This window comes from Chlorogloeopsis fritschii PCC 6912, from assembly GCF_000317285.1.
GTDB lineage: Bacteria > Cyanobacteriota > Cyanobacteriia > Cyanobacteriales > Nostocaceae > Chlorogloeopsis > Chlorogloeopsis fritschii.
This window is the reverse complement of record NZ_AJLN01000097.1, coordinates 65168-88992: the sequence shown is the minus strand read 5'-3', so window position 1 is coordinate 88992 and position 23825 is coordinate 65168. Positions and strand designations below refer to the sequence as shown.

General features: G+C 38.8%; 17 protein-coding genes and 1 tRNA gene. 8 read left to right on the top strand and 10 right to left on the bottom strand.

Translation table 11 applies throughout. The features are described from left to right. The 4 genes from UYC_RS35620 to UYC_RS0118655 all read left to right on the top strand — a co-directional run. Window positions 1-271 (top strand): hypothetical protein (locus UYC_RS35620; protein WP_235181623.1); only part of this gene is annotated, 271 nt, incomplete at its 5' end. 60 nt (window positions 272-331) lie between these two features. Continuing rightward, window positions 332-1729 carry a type I restriction enzyme endonuclease domain-containing protein gene (locus tag UYC_RS0118665; protein WP_016875800.1) on the top strand — a complete coding sequence of 466 codons (1398 nt, stop codon included), beginning with the start codon at window positions 332-334 and terminating at the stop codon, window positions 1727-1729. A gap of 437 nt (window positions 1730-2166) precedes the next feature. Beyond that, window positions 2167-2514 carry a hypothetical protein gene (locus tag UYC_RS39945; RefSeq protein ID WP_127011393.1) on the top strand — a complete coding sequence of 116 codons (348 nt, stop codon included), beginning with the start codon at window positions 2167-2169 and terminating at the stop codon, window positions 2512-2514. Window positions 2515-2665: 151 nt separating this feature from the next. Then, the gene (locus tag UYC_RS0118655) at window positions 2666-3181 is read left to right on the top strand and encodes a type I restriction enzyme endonuclease domain-containing protein (protein ID WP_016875802.1); all 516 of its coding nucleotides are present in this window, start codon (window positions 2666-2668) and stop codon (window positions 3179-3181) included. A gap of 305 nt (window positions 3182-3486) precedes the next feature. Here the strand turns inward: UYC_RS0118655 and UYC_RS0118645 are convergent, their stop codons facing one another. From UYC_RS0118645 to UYC_RS0118630, 4 genes are all read right to left on the bottom strand, one after another. Then, window positions 3487-5052 carry a hypothetical protein gene (locus tag UYC_RS0118645; RefSeq protein ID WP_016875803.1) on the bottom strand — a complete coding sequence of 522 codons (1566 nt, stop codon included), beginning with the start codon at window positions 5050-5052 and terminating at the stop codon, window positions 3487-3489. A 566-nt stretch (window positions 5053-5618) separates the two neighbouring features. Then, the gene (locus UYC_RS0118640) at window positions 5619-6815 is read right to left on the bottom strand and encodes a tyrosine-type recombinase/integrase (protein ID WP_321164264.1); all 1197 of its coding nucleotides are present in this window, start codon (window positions 6813-6815) and stop codon (window positions 5619-5621) included. Between the two features lie 273 nt (window positions 6816-7088). Beyond that, window positions 7089-7160: transfer RNA gene (locus UYC_RS0118635), tRNA-Cys, on the bottom strand. Between the two features lie 103 nt (window positions 7161-7263). Continuing rightward, complete coding sequence (locus UYC_RS0118630) at window positions 7264-7854, bottom strand: chromophore lyase CpcT/CpeT (RefSeq protein ID WP_016875805.1); 591 nt, start codon at window positions 7852-7854, stop codon at window positions 7264-7266. Between the two features lie 197 nt (window positions 7855-8051). On the opposite strand from UYC_RS0118630, the gene UYC_RS0118625 reads away from it, so the two are divergent. From UYC_RS0118625 to UYC_RS0118610, 4 genes are all read left to right on the top strand, one after another. Further along, entirely contained in the window at window positions 8052-9281 is a 1230-nt protein-coding gene (locus UYC_RS0118625; RefSeq protein WP_016875806.1) for a tetratricopeptide repeat protein, read from the top strand. A gap of 774 nt (window positions 9282-10055) precedes the next feature. Beyond that, complete coding sequence (locus tag UYC_RS0118620) at window positions 10056-10889, top strand: SDR family NAD(P)-dependent oxidoreductase (RefSeq protein ID WP_016875807.1); 834 nt, start codon at window positions 10056-10058, stop codon at window positions 10887-10889. A gap of 703 nt (window positions 10890-11592) precedes the next feature. Continuing rightward, window positions 11593-13134, top strand: coding sequence for a GMC oxidoreductase (locus tag UYC_RS0118615; protein WP_016875808.1), 1542 nt, complete (start codon window positions 11593-11595; stop codon window positions 13132-13134). A 178-nt stretch (window positions 13135-13312) separates the two neighbouring features. Next, window positions 13313-16327, top strand: coding sequence for a type ISP restriction/modification enzyme (locus UYC_RS0118610; protein WP_016875809.1), 3015 nt, complete (start codon window positions 13313-13315; stop codon window positions 16325-16327). A 265-nt stretch (window positions 16328-16592) separates the two neighbouring features. Here the strand turns inward: UYC_RS0118610 and UYC_RS0118605 are convergent, their stop codons facing one another. The 6 genes from UYC_RS0118605 to UYC_RS0118580 all read right to left on the bottom strand — a co-directional run bounded on the left by UYC_RS0118605 (window position 16593) and on the right by UYC_RS0118580 (window position 23457). Beyond that, on the bottom strand, window positions 16593-17858 hold the full coding sequence (locus UYC_RS0118605; RefSeq protein ID WP_016875810.1) for a glycosyltransferase: 1266 nt from the start codon (window positions 17856-17858) through the stop codon (window positions 16593-16595). 38 nt (window positions 17859-17896) lie between these two features. Then, window positions 17897-19156: a glycosyltransferase family 2 protein gene (locus tag UYC_RS0118600; RefSeq protein WP_016875811.1), complete on the bottom strand. Its 1260-nt coding sequence runs from the start codon at window positions 19154-19156 to the stop codon at window positions 17897-17899. Window positions 19157-19289: 133 nt separating this feature from the next. Further along, window positions 19290-19760, bottom strand: coding sequence for a DUF2141 domain-containing protein (locus UYC_RS0118595; protein ID WP_016875812.1), 471 nt, complete (start codon window positions 19758-19760; stop codon window positions 19290-19292). A 168-nt stretch (window positions 19761-19928) separates the two neighbouring features. Continuing rightward, window positions 19929-20933 (bottom strand): NAD-dependent epimerase/dehydratase family protein, encoded by a 1005-nt coding sequence (locus UYC_RS0118590; RefSeq protein WP_016875813.1) that lies wholly within the window; start codon window positions 20931-20933, stop codon window positions 19929-19931. A gap of 97 nt (window positions 20934-21030) precedes the next feature. Next, window positions 21031-22209: an ABC transporter permease DevC gene (devC, locus tag UYC_RS0118585; RefSeq protein WP_016875814.1), complete on the bottom strand. Its 1179-nt coding sequence runs from the start codon at window positions 22207-22209 to the stop codon at window positions 21031-21033. 51 nt (window positions 22210-22260) lie between these two features. Next, entirely contained in the window at window positions 22261-23457 is a 1197-nt protein-coding gene (locus UYC_RS0118580) for an ABC exporter membrane fusion protein (protein WP_016875815.1), read from the bottom strand. Between the last annotated feature and the right edge of the window lie 368 nt (window positions 23458-23825).

The following is a 23825-nucleotide window of genomic DNA, read 5'->3' as shown; positions in this document are numbered from 1 at the left end:
TCTCAATGAAGATATGGCAGAAATCATTGAGTCAGCAACACTGGACGAGGAAGAAGAGGAGAAATTAGCAAGACAATGCGCCAGAGAATATCAATTAATTACTAGAGATGACCGATTAGAGAAAATCGCTGAAGATATTGTCACCCACTTGCTGGGTAGAGGATACCAGGGGAAAGCAATGGTTGTCAGCATTGACCGATTTACTGCTGTCAAAATGTACAACAAAGTTCAGCACCACTGGCAACAACATCTGCAACAATTAAAAAATTAACTTGCTGAGTCTAATTTAAGCGAATTTGAACAAAAAAAATTATCGGTCACTATTAAATATATGGCAGAAACAGATATGGCAGTAGTCATATCTCAATCTCAAAATGAAGTAGAAGCATTCAAGCAAAAACAATTAGATATCACTCCTCACCGCCAAAGGTTAGTCAGTGAATCTCCGCCACTAGATGAGAAATTCAAAGATCCATCTCATCCCCTACGCATCATCTTTGTCTGCGCTATGTGGATCACGGGATTTGATGTCCCCAGTTGTTCCACCATTTACCTAGACAAACCGATGAAGAACCATACTCTCATGCAAACCATTGCCAGAGCAAATCGTGTTTTCCCAGGTAAAGTCAATGGACTGATTGTTGATTACATTGGTGTCTTCCGCGATTTACAGAAAGCACTAGCTATTTATGGTTCCGCATCTGGTGGTGGTGTTCAAGAAGGGGATACCCCAGTTAAAGCGAAAACTGCTTTAGTGGCACAATTGAGAGAAGCGATCGCAGAAACTACAACATTCTGTACCCAAAAAGGCATTGATTTTGCTGTACTTGAGTCAGCACATGGTTTTGCACGCACTAAATTTTGGGCAGATGCAGTAGAATCCATCATTATTAATGATGATGCCAAAAAAACTTATCTTTCTCTAGCAGGTAACGTTAACAAACTCTACAAAGCGATTCTCCCAGATCCTGCTGCCAATGAATTTACTGCTATCAATGCTTACTTGCAGACAATCAAGAAGCAAATTCTGGCAGAAGTACCAGAAGTTGATGTCTCCGAAGTGATGGAACAAGTGGAGGAATTGTTGGATTTGTCGATCACTGCTGGAGAGTTTGCGATCGCACAATCCCACTCTCAACTCATCGACTTGAGCCAAATCGACTTTGAAGCGTTAAAAAATAAATTTGCTAGTACTGACTACCAGAGAACAGAGACAGAAAAACTCAAAACTGCGATCGCGCAAAAACTCCAGCAGATGGTGGAGTTAAATAAAACTCGCATGAACTACCTGGAGAAATTCCAGCAGATGATTGCAGAGTACAATGCTGACTCACGCAACGTGCAGATATTCTTCAATGATTTGATTAACTTTGCTCAGGATTTGGGTGCTGAAGATAAAAGAGCGATCGCCAAAAATCTCACTGAAGAAGAACTAGCAATTTTTGACTTGCTGACTCAACCAGAAATTCAACTGACTAAGCAAGAGGAACAGGAAGTCAAACAAGTTGCCGGAGAATTATTGAAAACTCTTAAGAAAGAGAAGTTAGTTTTGGATTGGAAGAAGAGACAGCAAACTAGAGCATCGGTGGAAGTGGCGATTAAGGATATTTTGGATCGATTACCCCAGAGCTATTCTGCTGAAATATATGAACAGAAGTGTCAGGAAGTTTATCAGCACATTTATGAGAATTATTCCGGGCAAGAGAGTATTTATGATAGTGGTGCGTGAATGCTGCAAAAATTTAAATTGCTGGCAAACAAGATAATGCAGCAGTAGTTTCCTTGGTATAGGTAAATATCGATTGAGCTACTATTCATTCTTTGAATCCGTCTCTATAATATGCCCTCCAGACTTGTGATAAATGGTGCTATTAGTACCATTTGGTTGCTAATTTTTGCTCGTTTCCTTTCCCCTTATCACATGAATTACTCTGATCTTCTCAAAATAAGCTAACGTACAAATGCCATGCAAATTCTGTACTTTATTTTCATCTTCGTAAAAGAATCGCAACCCATTTGATATTTATTAATAATCGTATTATTTATTAATAACCTACTGAACCATCGAATCGAATTTCCTAGCATTATTACTGAGGTTATGCTAATTACATGAATATTAAAATGACATATATGTAAAATCTTAGTTTTCATTGTTCACCATTGATTATGAAACTACAATTACTATCTCTATTTACAACAACTTATTGCCTTTTATTTCTAACTTCTTGCTCTGCTCCAGTTTATAGAGGGTGTTTATACGAAGGTGAGCGTCGCAATAATATCCCAGATGGACATGGTTTAATACATTGCCCACGCAACGGAATAATATATACAGATCGCGCAGATTATGTGGGTGGCTGGAAAAACGGAATGAGGCATGGGGAAGGAGTCGCTTGGATACGAGATCCATTAAATTACAAGCAGATATTAGGTAAGTACAATCTTAAGTGTGATAATGATATATGCCGAGATCCTGAGACTGGAATAACAATTCCAATTTATTACGCTAAATAGTAAGGTGATTTCATGTGGGTAAAGGATTTCTGCATTGTCAAAGCGATTGATTTTCATATTTAAATGCTTGTGGTAAAAAAGTTGTAGCTTTCATACCACAAGCGTTTCTTATTTTTTGCTTTCTTGCCAGTAAATCTGTCCATTGCAGATTTTGGCATTTCTCCTTGCTGCGATCGCGCAAAAACTCCAGCAGATAGTGGAGTTAAATAAAACTCGCATCGACTACCTGGAGAAATTCCAACAGATGATTGCAGAGTACAATGCTGACTTCCTCAATGTGCAGATGTTCTTGAATGATTTGATTAACTTTGCTCAGGAATTGGGTGCTGAAGATAAAAGAGCGATCGCCAAAAATATCACTGAAGAAGAACTAGCAATTTTTGATTTACTGACTAAACCAGAAGTTCAACTGACTAAGCAAGAGGAACAGGAAGTAAAACAAGTTGCTAAAGAATTATTGAAAACTCTCAAACAAGAGAAGTTAGTTTTGGATTGGAAGAAGATACAGCAAACCAAAGCATCGGTGGAAGTGGCGATCAAGGATGTTTTGGATCGCTTGCCTCAGAGTTATTCTGCTGAACTGTATGAACAGAAGTGTCAGGAAGTTTATCAGCACATTTATGAAAATTACTCTGGGCAAGGAAGTATCTATGATACTGGTGCGTGAATGCTCCACAATTTAATTGGAACTCTTAAGCGATTCATTATTTGCCATATACGACTCCTATTTTATTTTTGAAAAAACTCCGTACATCTGAAGGATGTTGAGCCGAGATGTTTGTAAGTTTTGGCAAGATAGCCTCTTAACCATTATCCTGCGTGATTTTGGAAAATTACTATATCAAACTCAAAAAGCTAGTATTTATAAAGTAAAATCAAACATTTTCACTTCATTTTCCAGCTTTCTGGTTGTATCCCGGCTCAACGCATAACATAGATACTGAAACTGAATATCTACCTAAAATACAAAACTTACAAATCTTGAATGCTGTTTTCGTTTTGGTTTACGCCGGAAATGGTAGATTCAATTCCTTCTTCATCGCGTTTTCTTTGCAAAAACTTTTCCCAATTGGCGTGTTCTGTTTTATAACCAGATTTTGCAGCCCTTTCAGCATCCTTGAGAGCTTCTTCAAAAAGGTTACGGTCACCCCGAAGTAGTGATAGGTGATAAAAAGCTTTCGATCTTTCATAGCGAGCCTCAGCAGCATAAATGATATCTCTATGTTGCGAAGCAGCTTCAAGTAACTTAATTGCACGCTCAAACTGTTTTTCCTTTTCCTCTTTATCTAAATCTCGATTAGCTTTACGCCACAAAGCAGCTCCGTGGTGAATTTTTGCAACATCGGTATATTGCCGATCCGCACGCCTTTCTAGTTCATCAAAAAAGGTTACGGCTTGGGGATACTTACGCTTCTGATATGCGTCCTCCGCTTTAGTTCTTAATTCAGCTGATTCCAATTGTCCTAAGTTGATCTGTATATTTTCTACAAGCTCAGTAGGTTCAGTTGTTATACCATTTCCGTTATTGCCATTCAGTGGCTCTGTAATAGATGAAGGTATTTCTACTGTTATCCAGGATTTGATCATTTCTTGTGAGATTGATTCTTCCCGAACTGGTTCTACCTCAGCAGCAAAGCGATGATACTGACCAGTGAGATTTTCATCTGGTTCACCATTCAACCCTTCTAACTTAAACAGGAGAGAAACTTTTATATCATTGTCTATATATACAAATGGAGAAGCTAACCACCTTTCTGAATCTTGATTACCGATTTTTTGCCATTCCCAATATGTTTTATCATCATCAATGCCAACAACTTGTCCATAATCACCACTGCCGGTTACGTAACTACGTTTGTTAGCAATTTGTCCACATAGAGGCGGATGCCATTTCGTAATATTTGGATTAGCTGTAGGAGGTTCTGCCTGCCAGTCTATTGACGGAGTAAGTAACGATAGCACTTCTCTACGAAGACCTGTGTGTAGTTTCCGAAATGTATCCCCTGAAATCGGAACATGAGCTATTTTATTGCGAAGTGAATTGATAGCGAAGAATCGTCCTAGACGTGAAAGATTGTTATCTTCGTAATTTGAAGTTACTGGTGCTATACTTTGCCAAGTTGTAAGGAAAGCTAATGGAACTCCCTGCTGTTTACTTGCTGATTTATTTGGATTTATAGTAGGAATCTCTTCAAGATATTCTTTAACCGCAGCAATGAATGTACATGGAGGATATTTATCAGGATTTAGCCGTCCAAAACGGCTGAGTATATCATTCCAGTTACCAATACTTCCATTTTCAAGACAGTCTATAACCATCTTTCGCAATTTGTTCAAATCCTCAATATAATTTGGTTCATCTTTCCAGAGATATAACAACCTACTTACCAGTGCAGAACCAAGTGTTACTACTAAAGATTCTTGGATATGAATTAATCGCCAAGTATGCTCATAGAATGCTGTAGGGTCAGCGATAAGACGCCGACGATAGGCATCAAAAGCATTTGCAATAGGTGACCATAAACGATGTTTTGCCATAAATAACTGCTTTTTTTTAGTTCCTTGGCTTCAGACCAAAAACATGGTAAGAGCTTGTTGTGTTATGGTTCCCATCTAGCTATAGTGCATAACACATCTGAAGAGCAGTATTAGGGGTCGCTTGCCAGAAATCAGGCATAGTAAGCATTTGGCAGAATGAGTATATTCCTTAGCGTGCAAAAAACTTAAATTGGCACGATGATCCCCAGTAGATGTTGAGCCGAGAAAATTCCTTGAGTCGGCGATGTACCTGAATTTCTCTGGTGTCTTGCTTACCTTTAGTGTTGTATGCCCTAATGATCAACTTGGATCTAACACCCCTGGTACCGATGACATCACCATTGAGCAAAGTACAACTTACGTTGATTCGGACAGAGGTATAAAGGCAGACACCGAATAAAGCGTGATCGCATCCTTGTCCTATTTACACAAGTGCTAAGAGTTAATGAACAAGGTGATCATAAGTGGTAGCATTCGGTGCAAAAAGCTACTTTTATCAGATCACCGTATTTTTTAATTGACACAATTGCTTTGTCAGCGATCACCTATCTTTGAATTCAACAAATTTATAACTCTGGCACCTGTAGGTTACGTTTATTACCTGCGTAATGCTTGTAAATAATTTCTGGAGAGTTGCCAACCCACCTTCCTACATCCTTCGCATCATTATCAGCTTCCAAGCAAAGAGTAATAAAAGTGTGTCTGCATTGGTAAGGTTTGCGATATTCGCTGACTACACCTTGTTTTACAAGTTGAGTTACGATTCCATCTATATGTGTTCCACGCTGATTTTTGTAGCCTTTCCAGGCATGGTTAAGAAAATCACCAAAGTCTACTATGCCGCCTTTCTTGCTTCTAAAGAGAAAATCTTCTGAATTACAGTTCTCTGGCTTGATTGAGTCTAAAATTTTACGTAGCTGATTATTAATTGGAAAACGTCTTTGGCTTTGGGTCTTCAACCCATCTTTGAGGGCTAACCCTTTAGTACTGATGGTAATTGCTTGTTCAAAAGTAATGTATTTATCACTGATATGCTTCCATTGTAAGGCGATCGCTTCTGATGGTCTGCACCCAGTAAAAAATAGGAATTTTACTAACGGAGCATAGTAGCTGTAGAGTTTGCTCTCCTCGAACGCTTTAATTATGCTATCCCGTTCTTCCTTGGTAAAGGGATTAATTTCATATTCTGCCGATTCTGACTTCGGTGTCTGAATATCTTTTGCCATATTTTGGAAGGGATTGGATTCAATCAGCTGACTCTTGAGTGCCCAATCACAGCAAGCATTGATATTTGTCAGAGTACGTTTAGCTGCATTAGCACTGAGCTTTTGTACTAAATAGTCTCGAATTGCGATCGCATCATCCAAATTTTTAGTTGGTAAACTAGCGATGTGATTGCGGTACTTTCGATAATCAACAGCGTAAGTCGAAGGGCTAACTTGTGGTTTTTTAAACTCAGTGTATTTTTCCCATAATTCTCCCAAGTCAAATTGAGGGGTAGCTGAAGGTGGAACTAAGGTAATTGGGGTAACAGTAGTTAATGATGCTGCTGGTTTGTACTTAACCAAACTGGCATCAAACTCACCGTAATCAATATCCCTCTGGATTTTTGCCGCTAATGTCGATGCCTGATGTCTTCCTAAAGGCGTATCATATTGTCCTGTAGAAAGGTAGAAACGCTTGGTTTTTAGCTCTCCCGTCGGCGTAATAATAGGGTGGGAAAAAACTAATTGGAGACTGCCGTTAGAGTTCTTGATCTGCACTGAACGCCTAGGGGCAATACTTTGAGATTTTTGAGATTCCATAAGGTAATTGACTGGGGTAAACACCTTTATCCTTTTACTTTACCCCAGTTTTACCCCAGAAACAGTGATTGGGGTAAACACCTTTACCTTACAAATTTACCCCAGTTTTACCCCAGTTCTTTATCCAAACTACCCAAAATAACCCCAAAAATCTCTAAAGGCTTGTTTTATAAGCACTTTAACGTCCAATAAAAAAGGGCTTGAAAGCCCTGAAATACTTGATATTCTTAAAGGCGGCACCCGGATTTGAACCGGGGGATGGAGGTTTTGCAGACCTCTGCCTTACCACTTGGCTATGCCGCCATACCCACGAAATATTATATTACCAGAATTTTATCTAAAATTGCATCCTTACAACTGTAAATTTTTCACACTCCCGTCGCCACAAGACACGGGAGTGGAAACCTTAAACTCTTACCTCATCGGCAAAAGTGTGCCAACGGACAAAGTGAAATGCACCAGCGACAGAACCCCAAATATGCTCATCGGTTTCTGGATCGCGTCCGCGATCGCGACTGATAAATTTTTCTCCGTCGATTTCAAATTCACTATCTAGATAAGTTTTTTTCCCTTTGCGATACACAAAACAGGATTTTCCTGGCTCCACCTTGCCTTTAAAGCCGGAGCCTGTCCACTCTAAAATCATGTTACAGCCGCAGGATTTTTCTAAATCATCGGCTGTTAAAGTTTTAAGGCGTTCTAAATTGCGAGATGCACCGTAAAATCTTTGTTCATCCTTAACCTTGTAATTCTCTATTTGGATGTGATCTCCTGCATCCACTAACTTTGCTACCGCTACACGATAGGGATCGTTAAGCATATAGTCATAGGCTTGTTCCACATAAAAACTCACTCCTGAGAGTAAGTCTAGGGGAAGGGGACGCATACAAACACGAATATGGGCAAATAAGGGCGGATTTTCAAAAGCTTGTTCTTGATTGCTAAAATCTGCTGCCATCCACTGGGCTAAGGTGGCAAGATCTGTGGAATGAGTCATTACAGACAATACACCAGTTGCTTAAAAAGAATCTGCAAGTATTGTAAAACTTGTAGCTACCTGTTTGGCAGGAGAATTTTTGAGTTACTTGCGTCAGATTAGGTTATAGGTTACAGGTTACAGGGAACAGGAGAAAACTGTAACCTTTACCCTGTCCCCTATCTCCTATCCTCTACCCTTTCAAAGGTAAAATTCCCATGTTACGGCACTTAAGCAAAATTATTACTGCCACTACTACGTTTTTGCTGCTTTGCAATTCGGTGGCACTGGCAAAGACTGAGAAATCTCAATCACCAGATCGGTTTCCTCCATCACCGCTAGAAATTAATACAGTCGATCCGCTGCTTCCACTTAAACCTGAAAAACAGCCGTTATCTGCCCAAGAACGTCAACAGTTAGAGGCGGCGCTGGATAAGTTGAATCAACAAGCTGCGGCGAAGTTGCAAGCAGGTGATACACAAGGAGCTTTTGATACTTGGAACCGAGAACTGAGGCTGCGTCGCTACTTGGGGGCGCTACAAGAAGTACAAGCACTAGGGCGAGTTGGCGCGATCGCTTATCAAAAAAACGAACGTCCACAAGTGCAATATATTACTCAGCGACTACAAGCGATTCAACAGCAGGCACAATCTCAAAAACCGCCCGAATTAGAACTACTACAAGCACTAGGACAAGCTTATCAACAAGTGCGATCGCCTCAAAGGGCTGTGGAAGTTTACAACCAAATTTTAGGAATTGTCCGACAGCAACAAAATGCAGCAAAAGAAGTAGAAACCCTCCTGACAATAGGAAATTTACATCTAGATTGGTTTGATTATCCTAAAGCTGCGGCAACTTATGAAGAATTGTTAAAACTTGCTGCCGTTAGGGGTGATACTACAAGCCAGCTAACATACTTACAACAGCTAGCTTATATTTATGAACAGGGAAAACAACCCCAGCAAGCAATCAAAATACGCAATCAATTAGTACAGATTTACCAAAATCAAAATACTTTTACCCAAATCCCAGCCTTGAAGCAAGCGATCGGCTCTGATTACGAGTCTTTAGCACGGGAAAATCCCAATCTGCTGCGAGAGGCTTTCAACAACTATCAAGAAGCTTACACAACGGCTTGGCAATTACAGCAGTATGTACGTGCAGGAGAAGCTTTGCAAAAGTTAATTGCGCTGTACCGTTCTCAAGGACAGATAGAGGAGGCGTTGCAAGCTAGCCAAATTTTAATACAATCTCAACAACTAGCCTCAAACTTTTATGGTTTAATGAATGCTTACGACTTAATTGGGCAAATTTATTTAGAGCGTAAGAATTATCCTCAAGCCCTAACTGCTTTTCATAAAGGATTGGAGGTAGCTCAACAATTAAAGCATGAGGAAAATTACTTTTCTGAGCAAATTAAAAAAGTTTATGGACAGATGCCTCAGTAGTTTGATAACTCGGTATAGTAATTCCACTATACCGGATAATTTTCCACTTTACCGATGAAAAATTCTTTTTAGTTTGCTAGTTTAAAAATTTAGTTTGTTTGTCAAAAAATATTGATAAATTTATTTATGAGAATTTGCTTTAACTTTAGCCTATGATGTTGTTATATAAAAGAGAAAATTTGATTTTGATAAGAATAAAAGCTTTATATATTAACTAAATCTATTAGCTAAAAAAGGTGTGAAACTAAATAACTTATGCTTTAATTAAATTAAATTAGCAATTAATTCCTACAAGAGTGCAGAAATAATACTGCATTTAATATTGAGTGTCAATTTTAGGAAGTGGGCTAAGAGTATTTAGGGGAATTAAGCGTAAACAGACACTTGATATTTTGTTGATTGCACCTGTTCTCAAAATCTGTGAGTAACGAACGATATAAAAGCTCTACGGAAAGAAGTAGAGCTATAGCTGTCTTTAGAAATGCCGTACTTCCTTTGTTATTTATCTAACTAATGACAGCTTAATCAAAAAAAGTACAAATTGCAAAGCACATACACTTACCCCACTTTTAACTTTGCTGGGGTATGGTGACATTTTCTGTGAACTAACACCTAAACCAATAATGTAGAGAGGCGATGAATAGTGTCTCTACTAAATTCTGTATGGGGGGTTTGAAAGAACTTTGTATTCAGAATGATGACAGTATCTACAATAAACCCACCCCTGCTCCTAAAAATTCACCACAAACACAAGCAAATTAGTCACAAGTAACAATGAAAAGTATAGCAGGTAAAACAGTACTATTGACTGGTGCGTCCGGTGGCATCGGAGTATTTATTGCTCGTGCGCTGGCAAAAGAAAAAGCAACAGTAATTTGTATTGCTCGTTCTCAAGACAAGCTAGATCAAATAGGTGCTGAGGTTGAATTTGCGGGTGGTAAAAGTATAACTATTCCATTTGACATTAGTAAAGTGGAAGAATTACCATCTCTTGTGCAGCAGGTTAACGAAGTTGCAGGGGCAATCGATATTTTGATTAATAATGCTGCCATCGAAAAATACCGACCATTCCAAAATTACTCCTTTAAAGATATCCAGTCAATATTAGTAACTAATTTAATGGCTGGCATGGAGTTAACCCGGTTGATATTACCAAGTATGTTAGAGCGTAATAGCGGTCATATTGTAAATATTGCCTCTGGATCTGGGAAAAAAGGAGCACCTTACAACAGCATATATTCTGCTAGTAAAGCAGGTTTGATTATGTGGACAGATGCAGTACGGCAAGAATTAACAAGTACCAATGTAGGGATTACAGCAGTCTGTCCAGGATACACAAAAGCGGGGATGTTTCTAAAGTTTGGCTTGCCAGCACCTAAATTAGCCCGTGTTTCTGAACCAAAAGCGGTGGCGATCGCTGTTGTGGAAGCAATCAAGCAAAATAAAGCAGAAGTTATGCTGGATGGAGTTTTGACAAGACTTTTATTTTCTAACATCCAACTTTTTCCAGAATTTGGAGATGCAATTTATCGTTGGATTGGTTTAACCAACTTGAACCTAACTTGCGCAGAAAATCAAATGCGTGCCGAGAAGCGCTTGCCTAACTAAGTTTTTGCTACTCCAATAATACCTTCGCCCATTTTGTGAAGCCACCACAGGCTTTTAGCCTGGGGCTATTGGTACAAAGCCCACCTGCGTGGGCTGAAATTCTCAGAGGCTGCCTCCGCAGCCTTTGTTTGTCTAGCCCCACTCTTCCAGAGTGAGGGCATTTTGAGAAGATAATGTTTAAGGCATCTTGACTAGAACACAGATTTTAGTTCTCGTTACCAGGTTGAATCTGGTAACGAGGATTTCGAGGCTTTGCCTCCAGGCTGTTGGGATTGTTGCAAGATGCGAGTTTACTAATTTAGCAACTAAAACACAGAATTTTAAATAAAAATTAATCATTTTTCCATTTAAAACTGCAAACTTTATAACTGAAAACTCTAAAATTTTGCTTTTTGATTAATTTACTCCCATTGATAGACTGCACTTGACTAATACCATTAGCGGCTGATCAACCCAAATCCATTTAAGCAGCTAGACATAAATTTAAGCTGGTAGTTGTTGCGCTTTAGTGAAGACAACGCCAACTATAAGCTCAAAAGTATTTTCGGTTAACTATTTCTACTTGCTTAGATGTTTTTACGCAGATGCAATTGATACTCTTCAGGGAGTTTTTTGTATTAACTTTATTCATCAAAATTCTCAAACTTATTTCTTATCTCCTTACACCTGGTGCATCACCACTAACTCAACAAACGGAGAAAAAATGGTTGATAGTCATTATGATGTTATCATCATTGGTACAGGTGCAGGTGGTGGAACACTGGCATATAAATTAGCACCTAGTGGGAAAAAGATTTTAGTTCTAGAGCGGGGTAATTTTCTGCCAAGAGAAAAAGCCAATTGGGATTCTCACCAAATCTTTAAAAAAGAACGCTATCGCACAACAGAAGTTTGGTACGACAAACACGGTAAAGCAATTCGTCCGTTAACACACTACTATGTCGGTGGTAACACAAAATTTTATGGTGGTGCGTTATTTAGATTTCGCGAAAATGATTTTAACAGAGTTATTCATAAAGAAGGCATTTCTCCTGAATGGCCATTAAAGTATCAGGATTTTGCCCCTTACTACACCCAAGCAGAAAAACTTTACGAAGTACACAGCCAGCAAGGTTTAGATCCTACCGAACCTCAGATTACTGAAGGCTATCCGTTTCCCCCCATCAGCCACGAACCATACATTCAAGAAATTAATGATGCCTTAAAAGACAAAAACTTGCATCCATTCTATCTGCCACTTGGTATCAAACTGAATGAAGCTAATCGTTTTTTAAGTTCTTGTATTCGTTGTGAGACTTGCGATGGCTTTCCTTGTTTTCTGAATGCTAAATCTGATGCTGACATTAACTGTGTTCGCCCGGCTGTAGCTTATGAAAATCTGACTTTAATCACTCAAGCAAAAGTTATACGCCTGCACACAAATACATCTGGGCGAGAAGTAACAGGAGTAGAAACAGAAATTGCAGGTAAGCAGTATATATTCTCTGGAGATATCGTTGTTCTTGCTTGTGGTGCAATCAACTCAGCCGTATTGTTACTCAAATCTGCTAACGACACACACCCAAATGGTTTAGCTAATAGTTCTAACTTAGTAGGACGAAATTACATGGCTCATAAATTTGGGGTAGTCATAGCTTTGTCAACAAAAGCCAACCCTACAGTTTTTCAAAAAACTATAGGTGTCAATGATTTCTATTGGGGAGAGAAGGATTTTCCTTATCCAATGGGCAGCATACAATTACTCGGCAATATTAATAAAGATAGAGTAGCTGCTAATGCACCACCTTTTACACCTGGCATAATAGCTGAGAAAATAGCAAATCATTCTGTTTCTTGGTTGTTGATTACTGAAGACTTACCAGATCCAAAAAATCGCGTGCAGGTTAAGGGTGAACAAATTACTATTGAATATACAAATAACAACGAACAGCCATTTAATCGTTTCATTCAGCGCTGGATTTCTGTTTTAAAATCAATAAAATTGAACTCTCAAAAAGGGCATTTTTCTGTATTTATGCCTCAAAAAATGTCTTTAAAAGATGTTGGGCATCAGTGCGGTACTTGTCGTTTTGGTGAAAATCCAGAAACATCAGTACTTGATATTAACTGCCGTACTCATGATGTGGATAATCTTTATGTTGTTGATGGTAGTTTTTTCCCGTCTAGTACTGCTTTGAATCCATCATTAACGATTATGGCGAATGCTTTGCGAGTGGGAGAGCATTTGTTAGAAAGGATGAGTTAGTAGTTAGTAGTAAGCGCTTTAGCGCTTGAAAATTCAAGGACTAAAGTCCTTACTACGAACCTGTATTTTTACGGACATCATCAATAGATACTTGTTTTTATTCATTAGTTATTCTGAGGACGTCATGATTTAATGGTGGCTAAATTGGACGGATTATAAATATTAAATCATTATAATCATGTCCAAGCTTCTGATTAGTCAATATCATGCAGAAGTAGAAAAAATTATATATTATGGTGGTTCTAGAAAAGAAACTTCTATTCGTGTTGCTTTTCAGAATTTGCTCAATGAATATTGTAAGCCCAGAGATTTTAGACTGATTCCTGAGTTAGATTATAAAACGCCAAAGGGTAAAGTTGTTTATCCAGATGGTACAGTTAAAGATGCATTACGTTTAGATTGGGGTTATTGGGAAAGTAAAGACCAATACGATAAATTAGACGAAGAAATTGAAAAGAAATTCCTCCAAGGCTACCCAGATAGTAATATTCTGTTTGAAGATTCACAAACAGCAGTTTTAATTCAAAGTGGACAAGAAACTAAACGCGTCCTGATGAAAGATACGGACGGTTTGGATGAAGTAATCACTACTTTTATTAACTATGTTCGCCCGGAAGTTAAAGATTTTCGGCAGGCTATTGAGAAGTTTAAAGAAGACTTGCCAATTATTCTAGAGGCATTGCGGGATTTAATCGACAATCAAGCTGAAACGAATGTTGAATTTCAAAAGACAAGAAAGAAGTTTTGGGATATTTGTAAGGAATCAATAAATCCTGAAATCAGTTTGCTGGATATTCGGGAAATGATGATTCAGCATATTTTGACAGAAGATATTTTTATAAATATATTCAGTGAGTCTCAGTTTCATAAAGAAAATAATGTAGCGCGAGAATTACAAAGAGTCATAGATACCTTCTTTACAGGTAGTACGAAAAGAAATACTCTCAGTACAATTGAGCGTTACTATGGAGTGATTAGAAGAACTGCTGCGAATATTTACAATCATCATGAAAAGCAGAAGTTTTTAAAGGTTATTTATGAGAATTTCTATAAAGCGTATAATCCTAAAGCTGCTGACAGGCTAGGCATTGTCTACACGCCTAACGAAATCGTGCGCTTCATGATTGAAAGTGTAGATTATTTAACTCATAAGCATTTTGGGAAGCTGCTTGGCGATAAAGGGGTGGAAATTTTAGATCCAGCTACAGGAACAGGAACATTTGTTACTGAATTAATTGAATATTTACCTAAGGATAGTTTGGTATATAAATATAAGCATGAAATCCATTGCAATGAAGTAGCGATTTTGCCTTATTACATTGCTAATTTAAATATTGAATACACCTATAAGCAAAAGATGGGTGTGTATGAGGAGTTTGAGAATATTTGTTTTGTTGATACGTTGGAGCATACCTCATTTGATGGCAAGCAATTAGATTTGTTTGCGATGTCAGTCGAGAATACAGAGAGGATTAGGCGGCAGAACGAGTGTGATATTTCTGTGATTATTGGCAATCCTCCTTATAATGCCAAACAAGAGAATTTTAATCAAAATAATGCTAATCGTGCTTATCCAGCGATAGATAAGCTTATCAAAGAAACTTATATAAAATATAGTAAGGCTCAGAATAGGAATGTTGTTTATGATATGTATACACGTTTCTATCGCTGGGCTACCGATAGAGTTAAAGATGGCATTATATGTTTTATTACTAATTCTTCTCTTTTAGATGGTATAGCACTTGATGGATTCAGAAAATGTATTCAAGATGATTTTTCTTTTGCATATTTCATTGATTTAGGAGGTAATGTTAGAGCAATATCAGGAAAAAATGGAATATTTATTTCCGAGAAACATACAATTTTTGGAAAAAGCGCTATGACTGGTATTGTAATTTGTTTTCTTATTAAAGATAGCAAATCACCAGGATGTAAGATTTTTTATTCTAATCCGTTTCATCTTCATGAACTGAGAGAGAATAAGCTTAGTTATTTAAGAGAAAATACTTTTCAAAATTTTGTTTTTGAACACATTATACCAGATAAAAATTATAACTGGATTAATCAAGCTGATAATGACTTTGATACTTTGTTATCACTAGTTGATAAAGATGTAAAAGCTGGTAAAGCAGAGGAAGCGGTGTTTAAATTGTTCTCTTCAGGTATAAAAACTCAGAGAGATGAATGGGTATATGATATCTCGGAGAAAAGCTTAGTTAATAAGATGAAGTTTTTGATAGGAGTATATAGTAGAGAAAATCTAGGTTTAGATAAAGAAATATTTGATATAAAGTGGGATCGAGAACTGACTAAGTATTTAAAAAAAGGTGTAAATAAATACTTTGATTGTCAGAATATTAAGCCTAGTCTATATAGACCTTTCTTCAAAATAAAGATTTATTTCGATAAGCATTTCAATGGGATGACTTATCAATGGTTTGATATTCATCACGATAGCGATACAACTAACAAATATATAGCTTTCTCTGCTTTGGGTAATACAAAGCCATTTCATTGCTTAGTTAGTAATGAAATCATTGATTTACACCTAACTGGAGATTCTCAATGTCTTCCTCTATACCGCTACGATAAAAACGGAAACCGCATCGATAACATCACCGATTGGGGATTAGCACAATTCCAAAACCATTACAAAGGCTCTACAATCACTAAATTAGATATTTTTCACTACACCTACGCCGTCTTAAACAATCCCGCTTATCGACAAAAATACGAACTCAATCTCAAACGAGAATTCCCCCGCTTACCCCTCTACGATGACTTTCACCGATGGGCTAGCTGGGGTAAACAGTTGATGGATTTGCACATCAATTATGAAACTGTCGCACTCTATCCTTTAAAACCAATTGATTTGCCTTTTGATGAATCCAGCAAAATAACTCCTAAGGCAAAACTCAAAGCTGATAAAACTAAGGGAACGATAATTTTAGATGAATTGACTACCCTAGAAGGTGTCCCTAAAATTGCTTGGGAATATCACCTTGGCAACCGCTGCGCTTTAGAGTGGATTTTGGATCAATATAAGGAAAAGAAACCAAAAGATCCGACTATTGCTGAAAAATTCAATACTTACCGTTTTGCAGATTACAAAGAACAGGTGATAGATTTACTGCAACGAGTCTGCACGGTGAGTGTAGAAACTATGCGGATTATTCAAGATATGAATAATTAAACTTTGTGTTTTGGTAATAGGCGGTGCGTTGCGCTTTGTGACAACGCACCCTACTGATTAACTATTAACTGATAACTTGCATCCTTCTCAATCAGCCTAAGGTGGGCACTGTTGACAATGTAAAAATAAGGGTTTGAGGAAAGTTAGAGAGTGCCCACCCTACAAAAATTGCAATAAAGCTTTAGTCCGTTTGAACGGACTTGTGCTGTTAGCCAGAGAATTGATTCTCTGGCTTGTTAGGTGGTAGGTGCAAGTAATCTATTAATTAAACAGTTGTTGCTGTCAAGTTTTTTGGCTCTTTAACTATCTCGTATAGTTTCTCTTCAAATTTTTCCATACACATAGACCAATCATATTCAAGTATAGAAAAGCGAGCGTGCATAGACATTTCTTCTTTAAGCTCAGGATTTTGGAGAATTCTAATCACTTTGTCGGCAAAATCTGAGGGATTGTTGGGTTCGGCAAGGAAGCCGTTGCTACTTGAGGATATCTGTTCTGATGTTGAGGGTGCTTTGACTGCAACTACAGGAGTTCCGGAAGCTAAGGCTTCGTTGTTTGAGGTGCAAAAGTTTTCGGTAATGGAGGGATTGACAAATACGTCGGCTCGTGCATACCAACCTAACAGTTCTGTGCCGTGGGATTCTCCCCACACAGTTACACCCGGCCCAAATTTGGCGGCACGGTGGCGTATTTCTTCCTGTAAAGGCCCACTGCCTATAATTACTAAATGCACGTCAGGTATTTTGGCGGCAACAAGTGGGTATATGTCTAGGAGTTGAGTAACATTTTTTTCTGGAGCAATTCGTCCAACGAAGAGTAGAGTTGGGCGATTATCGTCGGGGATGGGGTTATGACAGATATTAGCAGGATTAAATTTTTGGCAATCTATCCCTTGATAAGCTAGGTATTCGCTACGTTGAGATTGCAGATTTTTGTACTTCTCAAGCTGTTCTCGCGAAGGAAAGAAATTATAGTCGTAAGCTTCGCTGAATTGCTTGATAAACATTGGTAACATGGGACGAATAAAGCTGAAAAATTGGTTGCCCATGTAATATCGGATATAAGCAACTATATCGGTGTGGAATAGCGAGATAATCGGTGTGCCAGTTCGCCGAGCGTATTCTGAGCCCACGGGGCGTCCGTAACCTTGCAAGAAAATTGAATAAAATCCCCTCATTTGTGGCGCTTCTTCAACCACTATGATGTCTGGCTGAAAACTCTCCAACACTTTGGAATCACTCCAATGGCGATAGCTTAATGGTTGGGGAAGAGATTTATAGAATATTAGCGGTTGGGTAGGAAATGCATAAGAGGAAAAGTTGGGAAAAGATTGTAATTCTTGCAGCCCTGGCATGGGACGGCTACCAACCTCTTTGGGATACTGATCGTTAATTTCTGGGTGAATGAGAAAAACTTCGTGTCCTTGTTGTAGCAACCAGCGCACCCGTTGATGCACTGCAACCGAAACCCCTGTTAAGAATGGCGCATACAATCCTGTAATCAGCGCAATGCGAAGAGGTTGTTTTTTCATAGCTGCAAGGGAGGTGATTATATTTATTGGGAGAAAAATTAAAGAGAAACTTTACTATCAACAGGTTGATCTAGCAGTTGATAAGGGCGATATTCGATGAGCTTGATGTTCCAAGGGCCTTTAATTCGGTAGATGACACCGCGCCAGTTAACTGTTGACATCCATAGGGAAGATAGGAGCGCAAACCCGTGAGTCCAATTTGTGAGGAGAATGCCAATTAGTATTTTTACGACTGTGGCAGGTGACAATTTGGCTGTCGGTTCACCATGTTTGCTGATGACTTGCTGTACTCCTTTCTCTAATGCGATCGCCAGCAAGAGTAATGCCGCAATATAGCCAGTGAAGGTAGATATGGCTAAAATAGCAGCATCCCATTGTTGGGTGCATAATGCCACTAAAAATAATACCAAGAGTAAATTAGGAAGCATCACAGTTTGAATCGCGTCAGCAATTACAGCCCACCACTGAGGATGGTATAGGCGCGAAGAAACTAGTTGGCGTTTCATCCACTCTAGTAATCGGGGTAAGTCTGTCTCTTCACAATTGAGAATTAGCAGTGAAGGTACAAACTTAACTTTTAACCCATGTTGTCCCAAGACTCTACGGATCATTGTATCTTCACCGTAGGCTCTTGCCCATCTATCTAACAGTCCTGTTTGGTGGATAACTTCTGTTTTGACAGCTAATGTGCCACCCCAAGGAATTCCGTAAAAGAACATCTGCACAACTGCGGAGGCATTCCACAAGTACCGCACCGTGGTTCCCCAATACTTGCCAGTGGGTAAGTACCAACGGTTACCCGTAGTTGCGCCTACTTTAGGATCGTTCAGAGGGGTGACTAATTCACGCAGCCAATTGGGATGAACTACTGCATCAGCATCTGCTAGGGCAACTACTTTGTAGGAGTCATCCAGTTCTGAGACTGCTTGTACCAGTGAACTGCATTTGAGGCTACAGTTGTATCTTCTGATGCTCAATGGGCTGACTTGGACGTTAGTAGCTCCTAAAGAGGCGATCGCATCATTAGCAATTTTCCAAGCTGGATCTTCTTTACTATCAACGATCAGCTTCAGATCGTATTGCGGGTAGTTCTGTTGGAGGAGCGATCGCAAACAATAGGGTAAAAACGGATCGCCTCCCCGCAGACAAAGAATCACTGCTACTTTCGGTAATTCTTCGTCTGGTAAGGAATTTTTTTGAGGCGATCGTAAAAACAATAAAAATACCAGTGTTATAGACGCCTGAATCGCTAACCAACCCACTAAAAATCTAAACAGCAATAGCACCAATTCTGTCATCTATTTCTCTCCATGCCCCATTCTGTCTATTCAAGAGAGCCAGAGGCTCTAGTTCTCGTTACCAGGTTGAACCTGGTAACGAGGGGAAACGAGGGAATTACTGTTCCCTGTCCCCTATCACCTATCCCCTACCTTATGGATCGAGTCCATACTTCATAAAAATGTTGATTGTTTTATTTTTTTGTAGCGAAAAACTGGCATCGCTAAACTTTGGCGTACCAGTTATGAGTGAAACAGTTGGATTTTTGGAAATACCAAATCCTTCTTTGGGAATACCTAAAAAGTCTCTGTTGAGTTTGTAATCTCCGTTTTGATCATCAACGACGGCAACTGCATAGGTTCCTGGTTTTAAACCAGTAAATTGTTTTTTCACATAATTCCCAGCAATTTGAGTACACCCACTTTTTACTTCGCTGGTATTATCTAAAGGAAATCCTTTTTCACTCGAAAATACTCGGATACAAATCTGACCTTTTTGATGTTTTATGCCTTTTACTACTACAGTTAGTGTAGATGTTGGCTCTGCATTTGCTTTGCAACCAAAATTTATACTAAGTAGAGCAGGCAGTAAGAAATAAGCAATTTTGGAGACTTTCAGTAACATATGTTTCCTGATAAGGTTTTAATGTCGGTAGCGTAGCGAAATTAAACGCAGAGAGAAGTTTGATCGCCGACTTCCGGCGCTCAAAGCTTCGGTGGAGGCGCAAAGTTAGCACAGAGTAACGCAGAGTTTTTTGATGGGGAATTCGCTACGAATTAAGGAAATTTTTTGCTAGGGCATCATTTTTTTGAGGTCAGTTTTCTTGAGCCACTCTTGAGTAAGATGCATTCCTTCTTGTAAGTTAATTGTTGGTTGATAATTCAATATTTTCTGAGCTTTATCTATTGAATAAGCATAGGGGCGAGTCATGAAGTCTACTACTTCTGGTAAAATATCGGCTTGTTTGCGAAATAGTTTTTGCCCCTGATAGCGCAGTTTAAGGAATAATTTGAGTTCATCTTTTGGCAAAGAGAATGGCGCTGGTAAACCAGCTGTCTCTGCTAAGTAAGTAAAATATTCCTTCCAGGAAGTTTCTTGCCCGTCAGTAATATTAAAAATTTCTCCGTAAGTTTCTTTTTCTAGAGCGAGAAATATAGCATCAATGAGATTGTCAATATATAAGTGATTGATGACTCCTTGCCCATCATTAGCATAAGCAAATAATTTTTGTCGCATTAACAATAATGGTCGAACTATCCAAGGAATACTACCAGGCCCGTAAACATCACCCGGTCTAATGATAATAACGCCAAAATTGGATGGATCATTAAGTTCTAAAAGAGCTTTCTCTGCTTCTATTTTTGTTTGACAGTAGGGATTATTTTCGCCTGAAAGTGGCCCGTCTTCTGTCACGCGATCGGGATAGTTAAAGCCATAGACTAAGGCACTTGAAATATAAATGAAGGTTTTAACACCATGACTTTTGGCTGCTTTAGCAATGTTAAGAGTTCCACCAACATTTACTTCACGAAATTCTTCTATTGAACCACCTTCTTTGGCAATCTCATCTGTATGTAAAACAATATCTATTCCTTGGCAAGCTGACTCAGTAATAGCAGGATTGGTGATATTGCCAATCATCACTTTTGCACCCATGTTTTGTGCTTTTTTAGCTTTATCTGCTGAACTTTGTAGTCCAGAGACTTTCATCCCCTTGGCTATAGCTTTTTCAGCTGCGCGTAAGCCTACAAATTCGCCAATTCCAGTGATGAGAAGAGATTTGTTGTTGAAGTTCATATCGAGATAGCAATGTAGAAAATTATGGTACTCAAAGATTAAGTCTTCTGCCCTCTGCCGATTGGTGAGCGAAGTCGAACCACTGCCTTCTGCCTTTCTAAAAAATATCGGCTGGATCTGTAGAACGAAGTTTGTTGATAGCAAGTGCTCCAGAAGTCATACACATTAAAACTGCCGATATCAAGACAATGACTGCATTATGAGGACTCATCATGATGGGTAATTTGGTTGCATCCATCGCAAAATCATATAAAAGTAAGGAAATAAGAAATCCCGGAATATAACCTAGTAATGACAGAATTAGAGCCTGTTGAAAGACTAAGTGCAAGAAGTAATTATTTGCGTAGCCTATGGCTTTTAATGTTGCATAGGCTATTAACTGAGTAGAAATATTACTGTAGAGAATTTGATAGACAATCACTATACCAACAACAGAAGCCATTGTTAGCATGAGATTAAGTATGAAACCAATGGGTGTTCTAGTCGCCCAATATTTTTTCTCAAAATCTATGAATTCCTGGTAGGTGAAAACTTTTACGTCGTCGGGTAAGTTAGCTTGTAATTCTTTTAAAACTCGCTCAGGATTAGCACCTGATTTTAGTGAGATTACACCCACGTCTATCATTTCTGAAGGGCGGCTATTAGGAAATATTCTGAGGAAAGTTGTGTCACTAACCATCAAATTACCATCTACGCCAAAGGAAGGCCCCAAACTGAATAATCCACCAACTCTAACTCTGTATCCTCTTAACGAATCAAAGGGAAAAATTTCAAGTATCTGTTCTGTTTTTTCTTGAGTAAATTTTTGAGCAACTGGGCCAAATTCGGGTCGAGAATTACGGTCAAAAAGTACTACATCAGGAACTTTAATTTTGTCTATATTTTTCTCGACTTCTGGTATATTCATTACAGGTCTACCGGGTTCAAATCCAATCACATAGATTGAATATTTCTCGCCGTTTTCAGGATTCTTAAATTTAGCAAATCCCAAATACATTGGGCTAACGGATTCTACACCATCAAATCCCAAAGCTTGATACAATCGAGACCGAAAGTAACTTTGAATCGCAGTCAAAGATTTATATTGAGAACTGACCAAAAATAAATCTCCTTGGAGATTGCGATGCACTTGGGTAGCACTGGAGTAAAGGGCATCTTGAAATCCAAGTTGCATGAACATCAAAATCACAATAAAACCAATGCCAGCTATAGCCACTAGAGAACGAATTTTATTTCTGGCTAGTTGTAGCCAAGCTACGGGAGTTGTAAACACCATGATTCAAGATAATGCGATCGTGTGTGAGCAATTTAACAATGCCTACGGCGGTTAAATTTTAATGGCGACATCCACCTGTAAGTTGGTTAAACCAGCGACTAGTTCACTATCTGCTGGGTTATCGATGCGGATTTTTACCTGGATGACTCTGCGATCTGTATCTGCTCCTGGGTTGATACTTAAGATGCTTTGTCTATCAACTAATAAACCAATCTCGCTGACTGTTCCTTGCAATTTTTTGGAGAAGGCTGTGCTAGTAATAACGGCTTTTTGCCCTGGGCGAACTTTCTGAATGTCGGTTTGATAAACTTCTGCAATCACAGACATTTGAGAAGTTTTACCAATTTCAACAATTCCGGCTGTAGCGACTACTTCTCCTGATTTGGCGTGAGCTTTCAAAACTTTACCATCTATGGGAGCTTTAACGTAGGTGAGATCGTGTTCTGCTTTTGCCTGTTTGACAGCAGATATCGCACTTTTGAGTTCAGCTTGGGCGAGTTGCACATCTGTCGGGCGTACCTCTTTAATACTTCCCAGTTTGGCTCTTGCTTCGCTGAGTTGTTCTTCTAGGGTGTCTACTGTACGGTTGAGGGTGGCTTTGGCTTCAACAAGCTGCTGTTGCACAGTTTGATACTGTAGAGCTTTACTAGCTGCAGTAGAGGCGGAAACAGCGCCTTCTCGGTATAGCTGCTGATAGCGGCTGTTCTCTGTTTGAGCATTGTCAGCCTGAGCTTGTAAGCTAGCGATCACTGCTTTTTGGGCAGTTACTTCTCCTCGTAACTGCGATTCGATTCGGGTGATCGCTGCTTTTTGGGCATTGATATCTCCTGTTTTGGCTCCAGCTTTTACCTGTGCTAATTTAGCTTGAGCAACATCAACATTACTTAAAGCCTGCTGCACGTTTGCTAGAGAGCGAGCATATCCTTCTAGTAACGCTACTACCTGCCCTGCTTTAACCTTTTCACCTTCTTTCACCAACAGCTTTTCTACTCGCACACCAGTTAGCGAACTCGGAGCAGACAACTGAGTCACTTCGCCGTCAGGTACTATACGCCCCAAAGCAGTAACAGCAACTCTCGCAGGCGCAGCTTTAACAGGCTTTTGTGGTTGAGTTTGCACATTGGAGCGAAATAGTAACAAACTGAAGAAAGATACTAACCCTGTAGTTAAAGCTATAAAAGCTGCCAAAAAAATTGGCCACTTGCCTGCAGGTTTTACAAATAAAAAGCTTCTCTTGTCTGCTGACATATTTTCATCCCAATTTGGTATTAGTTGTTGGATGTTAATTGCTAATAGTTAATAGATAATTATTCTTTGCCATTAGCTATTAACCATTAACAAATACATAGATAAATACGTTATTTACCTATCTCTCTTTCGTCATTTTGATTGCAAAAAATATTTCAGCTTTCAATTTTGTCATTGTGAAAATAGCAAATATGACAAAAGTTTTGATGGCAATAAGTAGTGGCGCTTACTTAAGTTTACTTTTGCCTTTTCGTAAAGTTCGTGTGGGTAGCTACACCCGTTAAAATGCGTTTAAAATAGTAGTCACTAATTAGAAGGCAGATGGCAGAAGGGAAAAAATGCTTATTCTATCTATTTTTTGCGAATAA

Coding starts and splice junctions, on each gene's coding strand:
- UYC_RS0118615 (WP_016875808.1), top strand. CDS start 11,593: ATGGTTGATAGTCATTATGATGTTATCATCATTGGTACAGGTGCAGGT.
- UYC_RS0118600 (WP_016875811.1), bottom strand. CDS start 19,156: ATGACAGAATTGGTGCTATTGCTGTTTAGATTTTTAGTGGGTTGGTTA.
- UYC_RS0118620 (WP_016875807.1), top strand. CDS start 10,056: ATGAAAAGTATAGCAGGTAAAACAGTACTATTGACTGGTGCGTCCGGT.
- UYC_RS0118605 (WP_016875810.1), bottom strand. CDS start 17,858: ATGAAAAAACAACCTCTTCGCATTGCGCTGATTACAGGATTGTATGCG.
- UYC_RS39945 (WP_127011393.1), top strand. CDS start 2,167: ATGAAACTACAATTACTATCTCTATTTACAACAACTTATTGCCTTTTA.
- UYC_RS0118580 (WP_016875815.1), bottom strand. CDS start 23,457: ATGTCAGCAGACAAGAGAAGCTTTTTATTTGTAAAACCTGCAGGCAAG.
- UYC_RS0118665 (WP_016875800.1), top strand. CDS start 332: ATGGCAGAAACAGATATGGCAGTAGTCATATCTCAATCTCAAAATGAA.
- UYC_RS0118625 (WP_016875806.1), top strand. CDS start 8,052: ATGTTACGGCACTTAAGCAAAATTATTACTGCCACTACTACGTTTTTG.
- UYC_RS0118610 (WP_016875809.1), top strand. CDS start 13,313: ATGTCCAAGCTTCTGATTAGTCAATATCATGCAGAAGTAGAAAAAATT.
- UYC_RS0118645 (WP_016875803.1), bottom strand. CDS start 5,052: ATGGCAAAACATCGTTTATGGTCACCTATTGCAAATGCTTTTGATGCC.
- UYC_RS0118630 (WP_016875805.1), bottom strand. CDS start 7,854: ATGACTCATTCCACAGATCTTGCCACCTTAGCCCAGTGGATGGCAGCA.
- UYC_RS0118595 (WP_016875812.1), bottom strand. CDS start 19,760: ATGTTACTGAAAGTCTCCAAAATTGCTTATTTCTTACTGCCTGCTCTA.
- devC (WP_016875814.1), bottom strand. CDS start 22,209: ATGGTGTTTACAACTCCCGTAGCTTGGCTACAACTAGCCAGAAATAAA.
- UYC_RS0118590 (WP_016875813.1), bottom strand. CDS start 20,933: ATGAACTTCAACAACAAATCTCTTCTCATCACTGGAATTGGCGAATTT.